We start from the raw sequence: 18,579 nt of genomic DNA on the forward strand, positions 1-18,579 counted from the left end.
ATATGCAATTGGTAGATATAGAAAATGAGTTGCAATACTATAAACAACATTTTAAAAATAAAGTTGTTTTTTGTAATTGTGATGATGCAAGGGTGAGTAATTTTTTTAAATACTTCTTTGTTCATTTTCAAGAACTAGGGCTTAAAAAATTGATTTCTGCTTGTTATGTGGTTAGTGGTAGCAACCAAAACTCAAAAGGATTTTATTGCAAATATGAAGGGAAAAAGGATTGGCAAACAACCATTAATGAGCTGAATTTTTTCAAAGGAGATGGTGATTTTCGCAGTAAGGAGAGCATTCAGTTGTTAAAAGAAGCAGATATTGTAGTAACTAATCCACCTTTTTCACTTTTTAGAGAGTTTGTAGCGCAATTGATCGAACACAACAAGAAATTTTTGATTATTGGGAATATCAATGCAATTACATACAAAAACATCTTTACTCTAATTAAAAACAATAAAGCATGGTTAGGCATGCATCTTGGTCGAGGGATTTCAAGTTTTATTGTTCCACGACATTATGAACTTTATGGCACAGAAACCAAAATTGATAGCTTAGGCAATCGCTTAATCTCTCCTAATAATTGTTTATGGCTTACAAATTTGGATTATAAAAAAGGCATGAGATATTACCACTCACAAAGAAATACGATAAAAATAAGTATGAGCTATACGATAATTTTGATGGAATTAATGTGAATAGAACCATAGATATACCTTTGGACTATAGGGGTTCTATGGGAGTCCCTATAACTTTTTTACACAAGTTTAACCCTAAACAGTTTGAGATTATTGGTTTTAGGAAGGGAAATGACGGCAAGGATTTGTCCGTGAATGGTAAATGCCCCTATTTTAGAGTTTTAATTAGACATAAAAAAGATTACTAAAGGTGTATTCTTAAGGCTTAGTCTTACAAAAAAAGGACTTTAAAAAAGTCTTTACCCTGAAGCCCAAATAAGATCTAATCGTTTGCGATCTGATGTGGGTTTTAAAAGAGTGCATTTGTTGGTCTTTAGACATTTCAAGGCGTTCTTTAAAAAAATCGTTTTTAAAAGGGGTGCAAAAAAGGTTTGCAAGCCAAAAACTCGCTTCAGCTTCATAGCAAATCAAACGCCCGTTTAAAGAACTGACAGAACGCCACGGCTTGTATTTGATGAAATGGAGCATGATGATGTTTTTAGGGTAGTGCTGGTTGAAAAAATCAGAATAGCAATTATAATGAATAGGCAATTCTAAAATGCGCTCTAAAAACACCATATTAACCAAACACTGCTCAGGGTAGAAAAGATCTTTCCCTCTAATCTTTAGAAATTCCAAGGCGATCTTTTCAAACCCGTCTTGGCGCCACAAATCCAAATTCGCCACCAAAAAGCCCATGTTAAAGCCTTGATGGATGCGTTTCAATTCGTTTGGGCTAAAGCGTGAAAAATCCATTTTAAAATTCTTGCAAGCGCGCTCGCAAAAATCACAAAAGGTTTCAAAAGGAAGGTGAGAAAAAGTGTCTCTCACCATGCCAAGCAATTTAGTAGGGTCGTTATCTAGCACAAAATAAGCGCTTGCAACATCGCCCAAAAACACCGTATCCACATCTATAGAAATGATTTTAGAATAATTAGGGAAGAGTGAAGCGAGCAAAAGCCGGCACAAAACAAGAAGCCCGCCATAACGCTTGGAACAAGACTCATTAAGGTAGCTTTCTATGGAATTGTCTAGCGAATTGGTGTCTATAAACTCTAATGAAGCGAATGTTTTAAAAGGCTCAAGGGTTTTTAAAAGCTTGTTTTGCTGCTCTAAAGTGACTCCTTTAATCAAACAATGGATTTTATACACGATGTTAGCGCCTAAAAGCTCGTTGTTTTGATTGAGAGGGCTAAAATCTATCATGCTTGTGTGCCTGCTCGCACAAGAGAGTAAAGAATAAAGGCTCACTCCTGCCCCTAGCGCGTAATTCTTATCAAAACTCATAAAAATAGGGATAATTTGATCGGGTAAATTTTGCGTGTCCATTTATCGCTCCCTTATAGCGCTTTTTGAGTGTTTTAAAATCGCATGCCTAATCTCTCCAACGCTACCCATATAAAGGTTATTGAATTGGGTTTTATTGAAAGTGTTTTGGCGCTTGGCTAATTTCATGGTGTTAGAGGTAATCGCTTCTTCTAGCTCCTTTAAAGTGAGTCGTTTTTCTAAAAAAAGAACGCTCTCTTTAACGCCTATGGCTTTAAAAGGCTGCGAATCTTTAGGGTATTTAATATAAAGGGCTTTGATTTCTTCAACAAGCCCTGAATGGAGCATGCTTTTAGTGCGCTGTTTGATGTTGTTATGGAGCGCGTTTTTTTCAATATGAAGAGCGAATAATGAGATGGCATGCGCAAAGGGTTTTTTAGGGTTAGCCTTAAAATACTCGCTTGGGGGCGTGTGGGTGGCATAAAAGATTTCTAAAGCCTTATGGATGCGGTAGGTGTCGTTTGGATGGATCTTAAAAGCCATGTTAGGGTCAATGGATTTTAAAAATATATAAGGGTTAGCTAGGGTGCTGATTTCTCGCTCTATTTTTACAGCCTCCTCACCGCTAATTTTTGGCATGCTACTCAAACCTTCTAAAATGGATTTTAAATAAAAACTGCTCCCCCCCACAATGAGTAATACCTCTTTAGAAGACACTCTCATAGCGTCCTCTAAAAGGGTTTTAAAAAGAGAAGCGTTATTTTTTTCATCAATGTTAAGGTAGTCTAGGGCGTAATGTTTGATATTTTTTCGCTCTTTCAAGCTCGGTTTAGCCGAAGCGATATTAATGTCTTTATAAATACTCAAAGAATCCAAAGAAAAGATTTCAGCGTCCAATTCTTGGGCTAATTCAATAGAAAGAGTGCTTTTCCCGCTCCCACTAGGCCCTAGAAGCGCGATGAGTTTTTTAGGCGTTTTGATGGACGCTCTCCCTTTTGTAGGTATTTAAAAACCCTTCTAAATCAAATTTTTTACGGCATTCTTCGGTGAAAAGGTGGATCATCAAATCCCCTAAATCCAAAATGATCCACTCTTCATTAGACTCATCTATTTGGTAAAAGACTTCGCCTAAAGGCTTGAGGGTGTTTTTAAGCGCGTCCAATAAAGAAAGGGCATGCTTATTCGCTAGCGTGGTGGCGATAATGACATCTTCTACCAAGTAGGGGGTTTTGGATAAATCAATATGCGTAATATCAAAAGCCTTTTTTTCATCTAATAAAGCCGTAATCGTTTCTATGCGTTTGTTCATGAGTTTCCTAAAAAATGGGTTAAAATAGCCTTATTATAACTTAAATCAAGGAAGATTATGACCTCTGAATTAAAATCCTTAGGCGCTAAAACGCCCTATATTTTTGAATACAACAGCCAGTTGTTAGAAGCTTTCCCCAACCCAAACCCCAATTTAGACCCCTTAATCACGCTAGAGTGTAAGGAATTTACGAGCCTTTGCCCCATCACTTCCCAGCCGGATTTTGGCGTGATCTATATCCGCTATATCCCTAAAGATAAAATGGTAGAAAGCAAGTCCCTCAAACTCTATTTATTCAGTTACAGAAACCATGGGAGTTTTCATGAGAGCTGTATCAATATGATATTATTGGATTTAGTCCAATTGCTAGAGCCAAAGTATCTGGAAGTGTATGGGGATTTTGCCTCTAGGGGCGGGATTGCGATCAAGCCCTTTGTGAATTACGCGATCAAAGAATACCAGGAATTTAAAGAAAAACGCCTTTTGAATGCGAAATAACGCGCAAAGATAGGGTTTTAAGATTAAAGCCACCAAATTAAATGGATAAATTAGGGGGAGAAAAAGAAAAATAAGAGAGAAAAAAAGAGCCACCCCATAAGGGTGGGGGGTTATTCTATCTCGCCCTCTTTTTCCAATTTTGCTAACTCCTCATCAACCTCCGCATGCGTTGCTAAACCAAAAGTTAATTCAATATCTTTTAACAGATTTTCGGTAAGACCCGCACAACTTAAGCCGTATTTATTGATACCGCCATCGCATAAGAGTTGCGCCACGAATTTTGCCTCTTTTTTATCTTTAGGTAAAATCCACGCCCACTCTTCCAAAGTTACACCGCTACTCTTACCATCAGGTCTTACCAAATTCCTCGCATAAGTCTCTATCACTTTACAGAATAGAGTAACATCACCCATGAGCATATCATCAAAAGTATCAAAGAAACACTCTTCAATATTTCTGTTTTCAATCATAGCGCGCCACTCCGCATCGCTATGCTTATTCAAACCTTTCGCATAATGGAGAGCGGTAATAATGATAGCGGACGCTTGATTACCACTACCCTCAAAAAACATGGGAGATAATAACGCGCCGAGCCTACTTTTTCTCTCGGAAAGAGTATAATCCTCCGCAATAATCTCAAAGCTAGTCTTATCATCAGTAGTCTTAAATCCAAAAGCGAGTTTAAACCTATCCTCTTTCTCTTTAGGAGTTGAAGTCCTTTGCTTAACACTCGGTCCGCTCGTAACGATTTTAAGCCCTTTCAACAAATCATCTCCGCTTTTTTCAGCGTGATTATGAGAAACTTCGTTTAAAGGCACTTCCTTAAACCATTTTAAGAATTTTTCGCTATTGAAAGCGTATGCGGCTTCGTTGCCTTTTTGGCTCCTTAAGGTTACACGATTAAACCCAATACTAATGACTTTAGCCTCCACCACTTTGTTATTGATTGTGGCTTTGACTGACGCACCTAACTCTAACTTATTTTCGTTTTGAAAACCCATAAAATACTCCTTGGTAAAATTTGTTTTAAAATCCGCTATAATCGGTCGTTCAATGTTTTTTATGTTTTTTATCTTTTTGGCATGGCTTGTTCCTCCTTGTTGGGGTTTGAAGTGCTAAAAATAGACCCCTTATTTTTGAGCGATCGCATCATTTAATATCCTTTAAAAGAGCGTTTTTAAAAGCTTTAATCGCACTTTCATTCACTAATTCAGCGATACGATAATGCGCGATTAAAAAGTCTAATAATTTTTCGCTCCTTTCTTTGATTTGCGCAACCCCAAAAGAAGCGTTTTTAGCCACTTCTTTTTCACTATAAGAGCCTTTTAGGTATTGCTTTCTTTTTTCATCAAAAGGCTTGTTGCTTAAAGAGCTGTTAGCGTTTTTAGAAATTAAGAGCAAGTTCCCTAAAGCATGCACGATATGGGGGTTTTTAGCCCAATCTTTTTCTTTAGCGCTATAGCCTTGATCAGGTTTTTGGGGCAAGATATGCTCAATGCTTTCTATACTGCTATCAAAATTCAGAGTCGTTTCAGGGTTATGGTGCAACTCGTATTCATACAGCAAGTAATTCAATGCCTTGCCCCACTGATACCATTTCTCAGTATTCTTTTTGGAATGGATACTCTCTTCAAGCAATTCCAAGCCGCTATTTCCTTGTCTGTTGAAAAAACTCTTTTCTAGCGTTGGAAGTTTTTCAATGGCGGTATTTTCTTCCCCATATCTATACGCTCTGAGCGCTTCAAAAGCCAATTCAATCCATTCGTTTTTAGCCGTATTCTTGCCAGCAACCCCATAGATTAAAAACCCAAAACGCTCTAAATATTCTAATAAGCCCTCTAGTTCTTTGGTGGTATAAACTTGTTCATTAGCGCTTTTTCCAGCACGCTGTATGGTTAAAAGAGAGAGCAATAAGGGCAGAAAAGCGTTTTCGCTCAAAGCGTTTAAACGCCGCATCTTTTCTAACAAGCCACGCATTTTAGGCGTGATTTCAATCCTAAGCTCTTCATCATCAAGCGTGTGCAAGAAATTCCAAACTTTAGAAGAATAAGAAAGATAAAATAACAAATCGTCTATTCTTTCATATTCATCATCAAAGTTGGTGTTGTCGGTATATCTTTTATGAGCGTTAAACTCCATTTCCAATAACCTCTTCTTAAAATCCCCTTTCTCGCCATAATAATACGCCACAAAATGCTTTAAAAAACCCTCTAAATGATCGTCTTTAAAATGCCTCAAATCGTAATAAATCCTGGTGTAGGTGTCATTGATTTCGTTTTGAAGCTTTTCTAATTTTTTGCCATCGCAAATCTTGTGCGCCACAAAATGCAAGCGGTTTTTAAACAATTCTAAAGTGGATAGATCTTTACCACGATTGTTAATCGTTTCAAAAGAGCTGAAGGGATCGATTCGGTTATCGTTCAATTCCACCACGCTAAAAAGCATTTTCTTTATAAGGGCATCAAACATTTTTTCAAGCGCTTCAATAGGCGTATCGCTGATTTTTTCTTTAAAAAATGTGTAAGCGTCAATCAAATTTTTAGCGTAAAAAGAAGTTTTGAACGCTTCCAAATCTTTTTCCTCTTCAGTGATCGCCCTAAAAGCTTCATTCAAACCATAATACTTATAGGATAAAATGGGTTCAAGGTTGATTAAAGAATACTTTGGGTCTTTGTTTTGGGTAATCTTGGCTAAAAGGCCCAGTAAAATCAGGCTTGTAGCCAATCGTTGCTGGCCGTCTATGATTTCAAAAGTGCTGCTTTCAAACTCATTTTCAAGCTCTCTTAAGGTTAAGCTATGCATGTAATGGAATTTATCTCCCAGTTTGGACACATGCTCTAAATCGTTCCAAAAATCCTTTAATTGCCTTTCTTGCCATGCATACCCCCTTTGATAGCTGGGGATTTCAAACACGCCTTTTTCAATCACTCCGTCTAAATTTAACAATTCCATTAAAATCCTTTCTTAAATGATGGGCTTATGGGTAAAAACCATAACCTTTAATTTTTTCGCTCAATCAATTTTGGTTGCCCAAGCCTAGTGCTGTGCGTGAAATGCCAAGTGTTTTTATTGACCAATTCTTCGTATTCTTGGCTCCCTTTTTGAGCGCAAACGCCCTCAACCTTTAGCGCTCCCTCTTCATCAATCCCGATAGTGTCATGGTCAATCTTTAGGGCAAAAACGCTCCATTGGACTTCAGCCTCTCTAGTCGTTGAATCCTCATTCACAATGCCAATGATATAATCCGCTTTACGCATGAGTTCAAAATGCTTGTGCTGAGCCGCTTTGTTTCGTCGTGAGCGAAAATAGCCCAAAGTGCATTCATCGCACCACTCTTTAAAATCCTCATTTCCTGGAATGGTTCCTTTATATGCGCCTGAAACCATACACAACAACAAATTGTATTTTTCATGCGCTTTTAAATCTTCTAACTGAGCCATCATCTCTCCTTTAAATTTAACTCTGTAAGCCCCACTGATTGAAAAATGGGGCTTATTGAATCAAATGGTTTAAAAATGCGGTGCGGGTTAATGAAAGGGTTAATAATAGGGTTAATGAAAAGAGGAATAATAAAGAGTAGGGGATTTTTAAATCGGTTTTGGTAAAAGCGATAAAAGTTATGGTAGCGTTGCTTGAATGAATGATTGAATGTTTGAATGTTTGAATGTTTGAATGTTTGAATGTTTGAATGTTTGAATGTTTGAATGTTTGAATGTTTGAATGTTTGAATGGTTGAATGGTTGCTTGATTGATTGATTGAATGCTTGCTTGATTGATTACTTGCTTGATTGATTGATTGATTACTTGCTTGATTGAATGGTTGAATGGTTGAATGGTTGAATGGTTGAATGGTTGAATGGTTGAATGGTTGAATGGTTGAATGCCATTTCTACCCCTTTTTTGAAAAAAAGATGACTTAGTGTATTGTATCTAGTGGTATTTAATCAATGGTTAATGATGCGTTTTTATTTTTTAATGATGCGTTTTTATTTTTTAATGATGCGTTTTATCTTTTTATCTTATGAAATGTTTGAAATGTTTTATTTTATGAAATGTTTTATTTGATGATGCGTTTTATCTTAATTTATTTAAGACTTTATTTATTCAAAGCTTTATTTAATATTCAAAGCTTTATTTAATATTCAAAGCTTTATTTTTACCCCCATTCCCATCATTTCCAATAACGCTTATCCATTCCTTTCAAACTCTAAAATTTCTTTCACATTCCAAAAACTTTAAGCAAACTTTAAGCATTGCATGTCTATAATTACATTTCGTTTTTAAAGACAAGCTTTAAAAAGTTCTTTAATTTGAAACCACTCAAACAAGTCATAAAAGCTAAAAAGCTTTCAAAGCTCATTAGCTGGTAAAACTTGGCGGTTAAAAAAGATTAGGGATCAAGCATTTTTAGTCTTCTTTAAAGGGTTTAACAGAGCGATTATAGCAAGTTTTTAAAGAAAAACGAAGTTATTTGATTTAACATTGTTAATAGCCTATGTAAAAGTAAAGTAAAACTACAACAACTCTGTCTTATATTCATTAAGGCAGTGGTAGCGCTGAAGAATATTCGTGCAATTGTCGTTATTCATTATAAAAGGGCGGGTTTTAAAGGATATTTTAAAATTTAAAACAAGCTTTTAAGAGCAGATGGCGGATGCCTTGCCAAAGAGAGGCGATGAAGGACGTACTAGACTGCGATAAGCTATGCGGAGCTGTCAAGGAGCTTTGATGCGTAGATGTCCGAATGGGGCAACCCAACTAATAGAGATATTAGTTACTCTAATTTAGAGAGCGAACCTAGTGAAGTGAAACATCTCAGTAACTAGAGGAAAAGAAATCAACGAGATTCCCTAAGTAGTGGCGAGCGAACGGGGAAAAGGGCAAACCGAGTGCTTGCATTCGGGGTTGAGGACTGCAACATCCAAGAGAACGCTTTAGCAGAGTTACCTGGAAAGGTAAGCCATAGAAAGTGATAGCCTTGTATGCGACAAGGCGTTTTCAGGTAGCAGTATCCAGAGTAGGCCAGGACACGAGGAATCCAGGTTGAAGCCGGGGAGACCACTCTCCAACCCTAAATACTACTCTTTGAGCGATAGCGAACAAGTACCGTGAGGGAAAGGTGAAAAGAACCGCAGTGAGCGGAGTGAAATAGAACCTGAAACCATCTGCTTACAATCATTCAGAGCCCTATGATTTATCAGGGTGATGGACTGCCTTTTGCATAATGATCCTGCGAGTTGTGGTATCTGGCAAGGTTAAGCGAATGCGAAGCCGTAGCGAAAGCGAGTCTTAATAGGGCGATCAAGTCAGATGCTGCAGACCCGAAGCTAAGTGATCTATCCATGGCCAAGTTGAAACGCGTGTAATAGCGCGTGGAGGACTGAACTCGTACCCATTGAAACGGGTTGGGATGAGCTGTGGATAGGGGTGAAAGGCCAAACAAACTTAGTGATAGCTGGTTCTCTTCGAAATATATTTAGGTATAGCCTCAAGTGATAATAAAAGGGGGTAGAGCCCTGATTGGGCTAGGGCTGCTCGCCGCGGTACCAAACCCTATCAAACTTCGAATACCTTTTATCGTATCTTGGGAGTCAGGCGGTGGGTGATAAAATCAATCGTCAAAAGGGGAACAACCCAGACTACCAAATAAGGTCCCTAAGTTCTATTCTGAGTGGAAAAAGATGTGTGGCTACTCAAACAACCAGGAGGTTGGCTTAGAAGCAGCCATCCTTTAAAGAAAGCGTAACAGCTCACTGGTCTAGTGGTCATGCGCTGAAAATATAACGGGGCTAAGATAGACACCGAATTTGTAGATTGTGTTAAACACAGTGGTAGAAGAGCGTTCATACCAGCGTTGAAGGTATACCGGTAAGGAGTGCTGGAGCGGTATGAAGTGAGCATGCAGGAATGAGTAACGATAAGATATATGAGAATTGTATCCGCCGTAAATCTAAGGTTTCCTACGCGATGGTCGTCATCGTAGGGTTAGTCGGGTCCTAAGCCGAGTCCGAAAGGGGTAGGTGATGGCAAATTGGTTAATATTCCAATACCGACTATGGAGCGTGATGGGGGGACGCATAGGGTTAAGCGAGCTAGCTGATGGAAGCGCTAGTCTAAGGGCGTAGATTGGAGGGAAGGCAAATCCACCTCTGTATTTGAAACCCAAACAGGCTCTTTGAGTCCTTTTAGGACAAAGGGAGAATCGCTGATACCGTCGTGCCAAGAAAAGCCTCTAAGCATATCCATAGTCGTCCGTACCGCAAACCGACACAGGTAGATGAGATGAGTATTCTAAGGCGCGTGAAAGAACTCTGGTTAAGGAACTCTGCAAACTAGCACCGTAAGTTCGCGATAAGGTGTGCCGCAGCAATGCGGTCTCAGCAAAGAGTCCCTCCCGACTGTTTACCAAAAACACAGCACTTTGCCAACTCGTAAGAGGAAGTATAAGGTGTGACGCCTGCCCGGTGCTCGAAGGTTAAGAGGATGCGTCAGTCGCAAGATGAAGCGTTGAATTGAAGCCCGAGTAAACGGCGGCCGTAACTATAACGGTCCTAAGGTAGCGAAATTCCTTGTCGGTTAAATACCGACCTGCATGAATGGCGTAACGAGATGGGAGCTGTCTCAACCAGAGATTCAGTGAAATTGTAGTGGAGGTGAAAATTCCTCCTACCCGCGGCAAGACGGAAAGACCCCGTGGACCTTTACTACAACTTAGCACTGCTAATGGGAATATCATGCGCAGGATAGGTGGGAGGCTTTGAAGTAAGGGCTTTGGCTCTTATGGAGCCATCCTTGAGATACCACCCTTGATGTTTCTGTTAGCTAACTGGCCTGTGTTATCCACAGGCAGGACAATGCTTGGTGGGTAGTTTGACTGGGGCGGTCGCCTCCTAAAAAGTAACGGAGGCTTGCAAAGGTTGGCTCATTGCGGTTGGAAATCGCAAGTTGAGTGTAATGGCACAAGCCAGCCTGACTGTAAGACATACAAGTCAAGCAGAGACGAAAGTCGGTCATAGTGATCCGGTGGTTCTGTGTGGAAGGGCCATCGCTCAAAGGATAAAAGGTACCCCGGGGATAACAGGCTGATCTCCCCCAAGAGCTCACATCGACGGGGAGGTTTGGCACCTCGATGTCGGCTCATCGCATCCTGGGGCTGGAGCAGGTCCCAAGGGTATGGCTGTTCGCCATTTAAAGCGGTACGCGAGCTGGGTTCAGAACGTCGTGAGACAGTTCGGTCCCTATCTGCCGTGGGCGTAGGAAAGTTGAGGAGAGCTGTCCCTAGTACGAGAGGACCGGGATGGACGTGTCACTGGTGCACCAGTTGTTCTGCCAAGAGCATCGCTGGGTAGCTACACACGGATGTGATAACTGCTGAAAGCATCTAAGCAGGAAGCCAACTCCAAGATGAACTTTCCCTGAAGCTCGCACAAAGACTATGTGCTTGATAGGGTAGATGTGTGAGTGCAGTAATGCATTTAGCTGACTACTACTAATAGAGCGTTTGGCTTGTTTTTTGCTTTTTGTATAAGATAACGGCAATAAGTGCGAATGAGTTACCACTGCCTTACTGAGTGTAAGAGAGTTGGAGTTTTATAAAAACTTTTATAAGATTAAACTTTAATCAAAATGAGATATTCTCTGATTTAAAGTTAAGGGCTATTAACGATCTTCTTTGTTGAAAAACAGCTCCCTATTAAAGAGAAAGGGGAGTTAAGGGTAAATGCGATTTATCTTTAGCTCCCTTTTCCTTGTGCCTTTAGAGAAGAGGAACTACCCAGTTAACCATTCCGAACCTGGAAGTCAAGCTCTTCATCGCTGATAATACTGCTCTTTTCAAGAGTGGGAATGTAGGTCGGTGCAGGGATAGGGAAATGTTTTTTTAATCTTGCTTTTTATCTTATTTCATTATTGATTATATTTTAGTGCTTTATTTTTCTGTTGCTTTTTTCATTTCTTTTATTTTTAGTTGTTTTGGTTTAGGGTTTTATTGTTTTATTCAAAGGTTTTTAGGGTTAAGAAAACGAGTTTGATGGCAAAATAAATTTAAAATCATAAAATAAAACCTGAAGCGATAAAATAAAACTTAAAGTCATAACATAAGATCTAAAATCCAATTTTTTAAAAAGTTTAATATCTTTGGAAAGAGTCCGCACCAATTAAACATGGATTTAAGAAAAAAGTTTTATTCTCTAAAGAATGGAATTATTTATAGAACTCTTATCTAAGCTTCTTTTTAAAGGAAGTTTATGAAGTTTTTTAAAATCCCTAAACTGCACTTAAATTCTAAAGAGCGCTAAGAAATGTTTTTAGAAAGTTTTATTCTTTAAAAAGTTATCGCTTTACACAACCAATCTCTTTGGTTTGATTGTAAAAAACGCTTTTAGCGTTTTAGATTTTTATTCTTTTATTTTGCTGGTGGTTGCTTTTTATTTCTTTTATTTTTAACTTTTTAGTTGGGGTGTTGGGGTTTGTGTTTAGATTTTTAGAACCGATCTAAAAGAGAACTTTTTTCATCAAGTTTCTTTTTTAAAAAAGCCTAAAAATTTCTTAAACACTTCTTTAGGATCGAATGTGTCGCACACCTTGCACCCATACATGCCAATTAAAATCACAAGCCAACTCACATACACCCAGCTCATCAAAAACCACAAAATAGAAACGCTCCCATAAAGCTCATGGTAAGTGCGGTTATACAACACATAATAAGTGAAAGCCCATTTTAACACATGCCAAGAAACGCTCGTAAAAAACACCCATAAAAACACCCAAAAATAATGTTTAAACACCTTATTCGTGGGAATGGTAAAAAGGATCAAAAAAAACGCGTAAGTGCCTATCCATCTTAAAACATGCAACAAATTTGAATCTTTATCTTCAAAAAACACTTGGATCTTAATATCAAAAAACACCACCAAAGGCAGAGCGAATAAAAACACTAAAGTCGTGCCAAAACCCCAAAATAAAAAGATTTCTTTACCCTTAAAATGCGCATAATCTCTGGGCTTTGCATCAAAAATTTTTGACGCGATGGAGCGGTAGTTTTCACAAAAAAGCACCAACGCCACCACAATAGACACTTCTTCAAGCGTGCCTAAGGTCATGTCTGTTTTTTTAAAATTTTCTAAAAAATCCTTAATCGCGCCAATGAGTTTAGGGGCGTTAGGGAAAATCAAGGCTTCCATTTCACCGCTGTGCGCTTGCAAATAATGAGACACAAAAAGACTAAACACAAACAACAAAATAGGCGATAAAGACAAAATCGTATAAAAACTCAAGCTGGAAGCGTAGTAAAACAATTCGCTCAAGCCCAAAAAGGCGTTTTTCAGACGCTCGGGGAAAATCATTCTAAGAAGGCGCAAAAACCCTCTAACGCTTTTAAAAAGTTCTCTCATTAATGACAGCTTGTCGCCATTGTCAAGCCATAAGAGAGCAGTTTTTCTATATCTTTTTTAGGGGCTTTGCCTTTGGTGGTCAAATAATCCCCTAACACCACCGCATTGATGCCGTATTCAAAAAGCTTGGCTTCCTTTTTATCGTTATCTTTAAACACCACTTCACGCCCCCCAGCCACCATAAGCCTAGCGTTAGGCAAAAATTCCTTAGCCAAAAGCACGCATTCTAGGGCTTCATCTGCGCTTAAAGTCTCTGCATCAATGGGCAATACCGGGTTTTTAATGAAAAAATTAATGGGCGTGGTGTGCGGGGAGAGCGAAGCTAAGGCTCTAAGCATTTCAATCCTGTCTTCCCAGCTCTCATTAAGCCCAAAAATCCCCCCACTGCACAAGCCTAACCCCGCCCTTAAAGCGTTTTCGCATGTGATAAACCTTTCTTCCCATGTGTGCGTGGAACAAATTTTAGGGAAGAAATTTTGCGAAGTCTCTAAATTATGGTTATAGCTATGAATGCCCGCATCTCTTAAAAACTCTAATTGCTCCAAATCCGCGCGCCCGCAGCATGCGATCAGATGCAAGCCCAATTCTTCTTTGTTGATGGCCTTAGCTAATTTAGCGATGTATTCGCATTTTTCATCGTCTAATTCACGCCCTGAAGTAACCAGACAAAACCCTAAAGCCCCTAATTCCCTTAACGCTCTAGCCTCTTGTAAAACCACTTTTTCATCTTTGAATTTATAGCGCTTGATCGCTCCTTGATGGTGTGAGCTTTGCGTGCAATAAGCGCAATCTTCCTTGCAATCCCCACTGCGCACATTGGAAATAGAACATAAAAAAATCTCTTGCATCATCATTCCTTTATTTTAAAAAAGTTGGTTTTTTGAGATTGATTATAGCAAAGAAAAAGAAGCGCTTTTGATTTTAAGGGCTTTATTCCATTAAATATTAAAACTAAAACTTTATTTGATTTTAATTTAATTGTTCGCTAGCGCCTCTAAAGTCAATCTCAAAACTTTACGCTATAATTTCCTCACTTTTTCATTAAGGGATTTCATGCAAGATTCATTCACTCAAAGTTACCCCCCCACCCCCCAATCAGCGATAAAAGATCACGCGCCAAATAACGCACCCAATAATAAAGAAATAGAGCTACCCACCCATATCACAGGTAATTTAAAAAAAGAGCTTAGAGATTACCAAAAACAAGCGATAAATAATTATTTAGAAAAACGACAATCCAACCCAACTCAAAAGCATTTCATGTTTGAAATGGCCACCGGTAGCGGTAAAACCTTAGTGATGGCGGGTTTGATTTTAGAATGCTACAAGCAAGGCTATCAAAATTTTATCTTTTTTGTGAATAGCACCAGCATTTTAGAAAAAACGAAATTGAATTTTACAGACAGCGCCTCATCAAAATACCTTTTTAGTGAGAATATCCATATCAATGATGAAAACACAGAAATTAAGAGTATCAATCATTTAAACGAGAGCCAAACAAGCGCTATCAACATTTATTTTAGCACCATTCAAGGCTTGTTTTCCTTATTCACTAAAGTTAAAGAAAACGCTATCAGCATAGAGGATTTAAAAGATCAGAAATTGGTTTTTTTAGCGGATGAAGCGCACCATTTAAACACAGAGACTAAAAAGAAATTAAATGATAGTGAGGCTAGCGAAAAACGCAACTGGGAAAGCGTTGTGAAATTAGCGCTAGAACAAAATAAAGACAATTTATTGCTGGAATTTAGCGCCACTATCCCTAAAGAAAAAAGCGTTGAAGAAAAATATAAAAACTTAAAGGTGATCACTTACACCTTAAAAGAATTTAGCGAGGATAAATTTTGCAAAAACATCTACTCCCTTTCTTATGAAAATAAAGAATTAGAAACGCGCTTTTTAGGGGCATGCGTTTCCAGTTTGTATAAAGAATTATTAGCCCAACACCATAATATATATTGAAAACTTTAAACCATGCATTTTGTTTAAAAGCGAAAGGATTGAAGACAGCAAAGAAAATCAAGAGCGCTTCAACGCCTTTTTAGAAAATTTAAGCCCTTTAGATTTAGAAAATTTTTTCAATTACAGCCGCAACGCTTTTTTTAAGGACGCTAAAAACTTTTTTGACAAGCAAAAATACACCCCTAACCTTGCCGCATTATTGCAGACGAAATTCAAAAAAAGCACCCAGATTAACACCAATAACGAAAAAGAATTAGAAAAGGGCATGCCTTTATTGAACTCCCTAGAAGACAGAGACAACCCTAAAAGAGTGATTTTTAGCGTGGATAAGCTCAATGAGGGTTGGGATGTGTTGAATTTGTTTGACATTGTCAGGCTTAAAAATAAAGCGAGCCAAAAAGACACCACCAAAGACGCCCAGCTCATAGGGCGAGGAGCGAGATACTACCCCTTTAGCTATAACGATTTCAAGCCAAGCCGCATAGAGTTTTACCAACGCAAGTTTGATTTTTCCAACCCCTTAAGCGCGCTGGAGAGATTAGACTACCATGCCGTTTATGACAGCGAGTTTATCGCTCAATTAAACAACGAGTTACAAGATTTAGGATTAGGATTTGTAAATGAAAAACAGACTATCCCTTTAACACCCACCAAGCGTTTCAAATGCTACTATGCAAGCAATACAAAAGACAAGAAGAAAAACCTATTCAATAAAGACTATACAGACCCTGTTAAAGTCAAGCTCCAAAGTTTGCATGTCCCATTATTTGCTTTTAGCGTGCGTGAAAAGAAAGTGGATTTTAAAGAAGAAAATAAGGGCGATAAAACTTATTTTAAGCCCCATACCTTAAATAAAATCCCTATAAATTATTTTCTAAAAGCCCTTAATTTAAAAAACCTGGATTTCAAAACGCTTAAAAAAGCCTTTAAAAAACATCCCTTTAACAATAAAGTGGGATTTATAGAGTGCTATATTTCTCCATTAAAAACAAACTTTCATAAAAACCAAAAGTTTGACGACAATAAAATACTTTTAAAACTCGCTGTTTATATCATTGAAAACTTAAAAGACACGCTTTTAAAAGAGCAAGATAAATACGATGTGAGCGCGTTAGAATTGAAAGAATTTGAAACGCATAATAAAAGCCTTAGCGCTAGCGAATTGGAAAAAGACATTCCCTTTTACGAATGGCTGCTTTTTAAAGACATGAGAAAACTAGACAGCGATTTAGAAAGGAAGTTTTTAGGTTTCATCAACGACCATAAAGAGGTTTTAGACAAGAAATTCAAAGAATGGTGCGTTTTAAGGAACGATCATTTCGCTGAATTAAAAGTTTTTTGCAATATAGAAAATAGCCCCTTTTACGCGCAAGGTTTTGAGCCGGATTTTATCCTTTTTGCCCAAACGCATAGCGATGAATTTTTAGGCTTCACTTGTTATATGGAAGCTAAGGGCGAACATTTAGAGCCTTCTAACGCTTGGAAAAAAGAATTTTTAGAAATGCTAGAAAACACCACGCTTAAAAGCCATAACAAAAAATTAGATTTAAAGGGCTTGCCGTTTTTCACGCTTCATAATAAAGTAATGAATGAAAAATTTAATACCGCTTTCCATCAAACTTTTAAGGACAAAGAATGTTAAAAACCCCACTCAAAACCCTACTAGATGCTTTAATCAACCATTTCACTAAAGAACGATTAGTTACTTTAATCTTACAACATGATGAAAAGCTTTTAACTTTCATGCTTGAGCATGAAAACGCTAACGACTACAAAAACGCTTTTTTTAAAACGATCGCCAACACGCTTGTGTTTAATGAAAAGGCGTTATTAGAATGTTTAGAAATAAAAGAATTAGAAAATTCTTTCACACGATTTAAAAATAAAATAGGCTTGTATTCACAAGGGGGTTTGATAAAATCCAGCGAGCTAGTCGTTTTGAATTTCCCTTTTAAAGACAATGTTTTACTGGGTAACGCCAAAGATAACAGCGCCAAACCTAACGAGCTTTTTTACCATGAGGTATTGCATAAAAAAGAAATTGACACGCTTTTAAACAAAAAAGCGCTGTGCAATTTTGAAATGCATGGAGAGGGCGATTTAGAAAGTGCTTTAAAAGACAAGAACACGAATTATCTCATCAAAGGCAATAATTTGATCGCTCTCCATTCTTTAAAAAAGAAATTCGCTAAACAAGTTAAATGCATCTACATTGACCCCCCTTATAATACGGGTAATGACAGCTTTAATTACAACGATAATTTCAACCACAGCTCATGGCTAGTGTTTATGAAAAACAGGCTTGAAGCGGCTAGGGAATTTTTAAGCGATGATGGCGTGATTTTTGTGCAATGCGATGACAACGAACAGGCTTATTTGAAAGTGTTGATGGACGAGGTCTTTAATGGGGGGGGGGGTGATAACTTTGTAGCTAATGTAGTTTGGAATTCTATAAGTAGCGTCTTAAAACAATCTAAACATATACGAAAAGAACATGAGTATATTTTAGTGTATGCAAAAAATAAATTAAGTCTAGTATTCAATCGCTTAAAAAATACAATGATTTTTGAAAATTTAGACAATGACCCTAAAGGCGCATGGTTTAGTAGCAATGCTGCTAGTCCTAATCAAAACTCTGATAAAAACAAATTTGCAATAAAATTACCAAGTGGCAATGAGTGTATAAGAAATTGGAAATTTTCTTATGATGAATATATGAGCGGAAAAATTGATTTATTTTTAAAAGATGACAATGTGCCAAGGTTAAAAATTTATCAATCCGATTATGATGCCAATACGGCAATTATGTCAAGCATTTTTACTGAGTTAGGGTCTATTACTTCCGCAAAAGACGAAGTAAGAAAGGTTTTAGGATTAAGTGTTTCACCATTTGACACCCCCAAACCCGAAGCCCTACTCAAACGCATTATAGAAATCTCTACCCAAGAAAACGACCTCGTGTTAGACTTTTTTGCTGGGAGCGGGACGACTTGCGCAGTAGCGCACAAAATGAAACGCCACTACATTGGAATCGAGCAAATGGACTATATAGAAACGATCACCAAAGAAAGGTTAAAAAAAGTCATAGAGGGCGAGCAAGGGGGCATTTCTAAAAAATGCGGTTTTAAAGGGGGCGGGAGTTTTGTCTATGCTGAATTGAAAGAAGTGAATTTAGAAATTAAAAGACAAATCCTTAACGCTAAAAGTAAGAGCGAATGCCTAAAAATCTTTAACGATCTTAACGAGCGTTTTTTAAAACGCGCCGATGGTAAGATTGATGAAATTGATAGCGAAGAGTTCCACAATTTAGACTTAAACGAGCAAAAAAGGATTTGTTGCGCTCTTTTAGACTCTAATGAAGACTATTTAAACTTGGGCGATATTGACGAAGACGCATGGGAGATAGATGAAAGCACTAAAAAATACAATGAAATTTTTTATTCTTAAGTTTGATCGTTCAACGCGCTCCGCTTAA

General features: G+C 37.9%; 10 protein-coding genes, 2 rRNA genes and 2 pseudogenes. 6 read left to right on the plus strand and 8 right to left on the minus strand.

The genetic code is table 11. The features are described 5' to 3' along the window. Positions 1–2 precede the first annotated feature (2 nt). Positions 3–886, plus strand: a pseudogene (locus tag HPOKI112_RS00260) (adenine-specific methyltransferase EcoRI family protein). A 10-nt stretch (positions 887–896) separates the two neighbouring features. Here the strand turns inward: HPOKI112_RS00260 and HPOKI112_RS00265 are convergent. Genes HPOKI112_RS00265 through rsfS form a run of 3 tightly spaced genes read right to left on the minus strand, consistent with a single transcriptional unit; the run spans position 897 to position 3,252 of the window. Continuing rightward, positions 897–2,006 carry a glycosyltransferase family 8 protein gene (locus HPOKI112_RS00265; RefSeq protein WP_025276557.1) on the minus strand — a complete coding sequence of 370 codons (1,110 nt, stop codon included), beginning with the start codon at positions 2,004–2,006 and terminating at the stop codon, positions 897–899. After that, on the minus strand, positions 2,007–2,903 hold the full coding sequence (gene miaA / locus HPOKI112_RS00270) for a tRNA (adenosine(37)-N6)-dimethylallyltransferase MiaA (RefSeq protein WP_080276246.1): 897 nt from the start codon (positions 2,901–2,903) through the stop codon (positions 2,007–2,009). 7 nt (positions 2,904–2,910) lie between these two features. After that, positions 2,911–3,252 (minus strand): ribosome silencing factor, encoded by a 342-nt coding sequence (gene rsfS, locus HPOKI112_RS00275; protein WP_001042231.1) that lies wholly within the window; start codon positions 3,250–3,252, stop codon positions 2,911–2,913. A 57-nt stretch (positions 3,253–3,309) separates the two neighbouring features. On the opposite strand from rsfS, the gene queF reads away from it, so the two are divergent. Beyond that, positions 3,310–3,750, plus strand: coding sequence for a preQ(1) synthase (gene queF, locus HPOKI112_RS00280; protein WP_025309532.1), 441 nt, complete (start codon positions 3,310–3,312; stop codon positions 3,748–3,750). A 110-nt stretch (positions 3,751–3,860) separates the two neighbouring features. Here queF and HPOKI112_RS00285 read toward each other — a convergent pair whose 3' ends face one another. The 3 genes from HPOKI112_RS00285 to HPOKI112_RS00295 form a co-directional block, all read right to left on the minus strand. Next, entirely contained in the window at positions 3,861–4,751 is an 891-nt protein-coding gene (locus HPOKI112_RS00285; protein WP_025310085.1) for a hypothetical protein, read from the minus strand. A 148-nt stretch (positions 4,752–4,899) separates the two neighbouring features. Beyond that, positions 4,900–6,702 carry a DUF262 domain-containing protein gene (locus tag HPOKI112_RS00290; RefSeq protein WP_025309533.1) on the minus strand — a complete coding sequence of 601 codons (1,803 nt, stop codon included), beginning with the start codon at positions 6,700–6,702 and terminating at the stop codon, positions 4,900–4,902. A 47-nt stretch (positions 6,703–6,749) separates the two neighbouring features. Then, positions 6,750–7,190: a hypothetical protein gene (locus HPOKI112_RS00295; protein ID WP_025309534.1), complete on the minus strand. Its 441-nt coding sequence runs from the start codon at positions 7,188–7,190 to the stop codon at positions 6,750–6,752. Positions 7,191–8,377: 1,187 nt separating this feature from the next. On the opposite strand from HPOKI112_RS00295, the gene HPOKI112_RS00305 reads away from it, so the two are divergent. Further along, a 23S ribosomal RNA gene (locus HPOKI112_RS00305) occupies positions 8,378–11,264 on the plus strand. A 232-nt stretch (positions 11,265–11,496) separates the two neighbouring features. Beyond that, positions 11,497–11,614 (plus strand): 5S ribosomal RNA (gene rrf / locus HPOKI112_RS00310). Between the two features lie 649 nt (positions 11,615–12,263). Here the strand turns inward: rrf and HPOKI112_RS00315 are convergent. Together HPOKI112_RS00315 and HPOKI112_RS00320 are read right to left on the minus strand one after the other, a co-directional pair. Then, positions 12,264–13,142 carry a YihY/virulence factor BrkB family protein gene (locus HPOKI112_RS00315; protein ID WP_025309535.1) on the minus strand — a complete coding sequence of 293 codons (879 nt, stop codon included), beginning with the start codon at positions 13,140–13,142 and terminating at the stop codon, positions 12,264–12,266. Further along, positions 13,142–13,990: a biotin synthase gene (locus HPOKI112_RS00320; RefSeq protein WP_001155604.1), complete on the minus strand. Its 849-nt coding sequence runs from the start codon at positions 13,988–13,990 to the stop codon at positions 13,142–13,144. The genes HPOKI112_RS00315 and HPOKI112_RS00320 overlap by 1 nt, the downstream gene beginning before the upstream one ends. Before the next feature lie 130 nt (positions 13,991–14,120). On the opposite strand from HPOKI112_RS00320, the pseudogene HPOKI112_RS00325 reads away from it, so the two are divergent. Further along, positions 14,121–16,746 (plus strand): annotated as a pseudogene (locus HPOKI112_RS00325) (DEAD/DEAH box helicase family protein). After that, on the plus strand, positions 16,740–18,551 hold the full coding sequence (locus HPOKI112_RS00330) for a site-specific DNA-methyltransferase (protein WP_025309536.1): 1,812 nt from the start codon (positions 16,740–16,742) through the stop codon (positions 18,549–18,551). Before HPOKI112_RS00325 ends, HPOKI112_RS00330 begins: the two are co-directional and overlap by 7 nt. Positions 18,552–18,579 lie beyond the last annotated feature (28 nt).

The sequence above is a fragment of the Helicobacter pylori oki112 genome (genome assembly GCF_000600085.1).
Classification (GTDB): Bacteria; Campylobacterota; Campylobacteria; order Campylobacterales; family Helicobacteraceae; genus Helicobacter; species Helicobacter pylori_CY.

What these genes read in the sequence shown, in the direction of transcription:
- HPOKI112_RS00265 (WP_025276557.1), bottom strand. Translation starts at nt 2,006, where the DNA reads ATGGACACGCAAAATTTACCCGATCAAATTATCCCTATTTTTATGAGT.
- rsfS (WP_001042231.1), bottom strand. Translation starts at nt 3,252, where the DNA reads ATGAACAAACGCATAGAAACGATTACGGCTTTATTAGATGAAAAAAAG.
- HPOKI112_RS00330 (WP_025309536.1), top strand. Translation starts at nt 16,740, where the DNA reads ATGTTAAAAACCCCACTCAAAACCCTACTAGATGCTTTAATCAACCAT.
- HPOKI112_RS00285 (WP_025310085.1), bottom strand. Translation starts at nt 4,751, where the DNA reads ATGGGTTTTCAAAACGAAAATAAGTTAGAGTTAGGTGCGTCAGTCAAA.
- HPOKI112_RS00315 (WP_025309535.1), bottom strand. Translation starts at nt 13,142, where the DNA reads ATGAGAGAACTTTTTAAAAGCGTTAGAGGGTTTTTGCGCCTTCTTAGA.
- HPOKI112_RS00320 (WP_001155604.1), bottom strand. Translation starts at nt 13,990, where the DNA reads ATGCAAGAGATTTTTTTATGTTCTATTTCCAATGTGCGCAGTGGGGAT.
- HPOKI112_RS00295 (WP_025309534.1), bottom strand. Translation starts at nt 7,190, where the DNA reads ATGGCTCAGTTAGAAGATTTAAAAGCGCATGAAAAATACAATTTGTTG.
- queF (WP_025309532.1), top strand. Translation starts at nt 3,310, where the DNA reads ATGACCTCTGAATTAAAATCCTTAGGCGCTAAAACGCCCTATATTTTT.
- HPOKI112_RS00290 (WP_025309533.1), bottom strand. Translation starts at nt 6,702, where the DNA reads ATGGAATTGTTAAATTTAGACGGAGTGATTGAAAAAGGCGTGTTTGAA.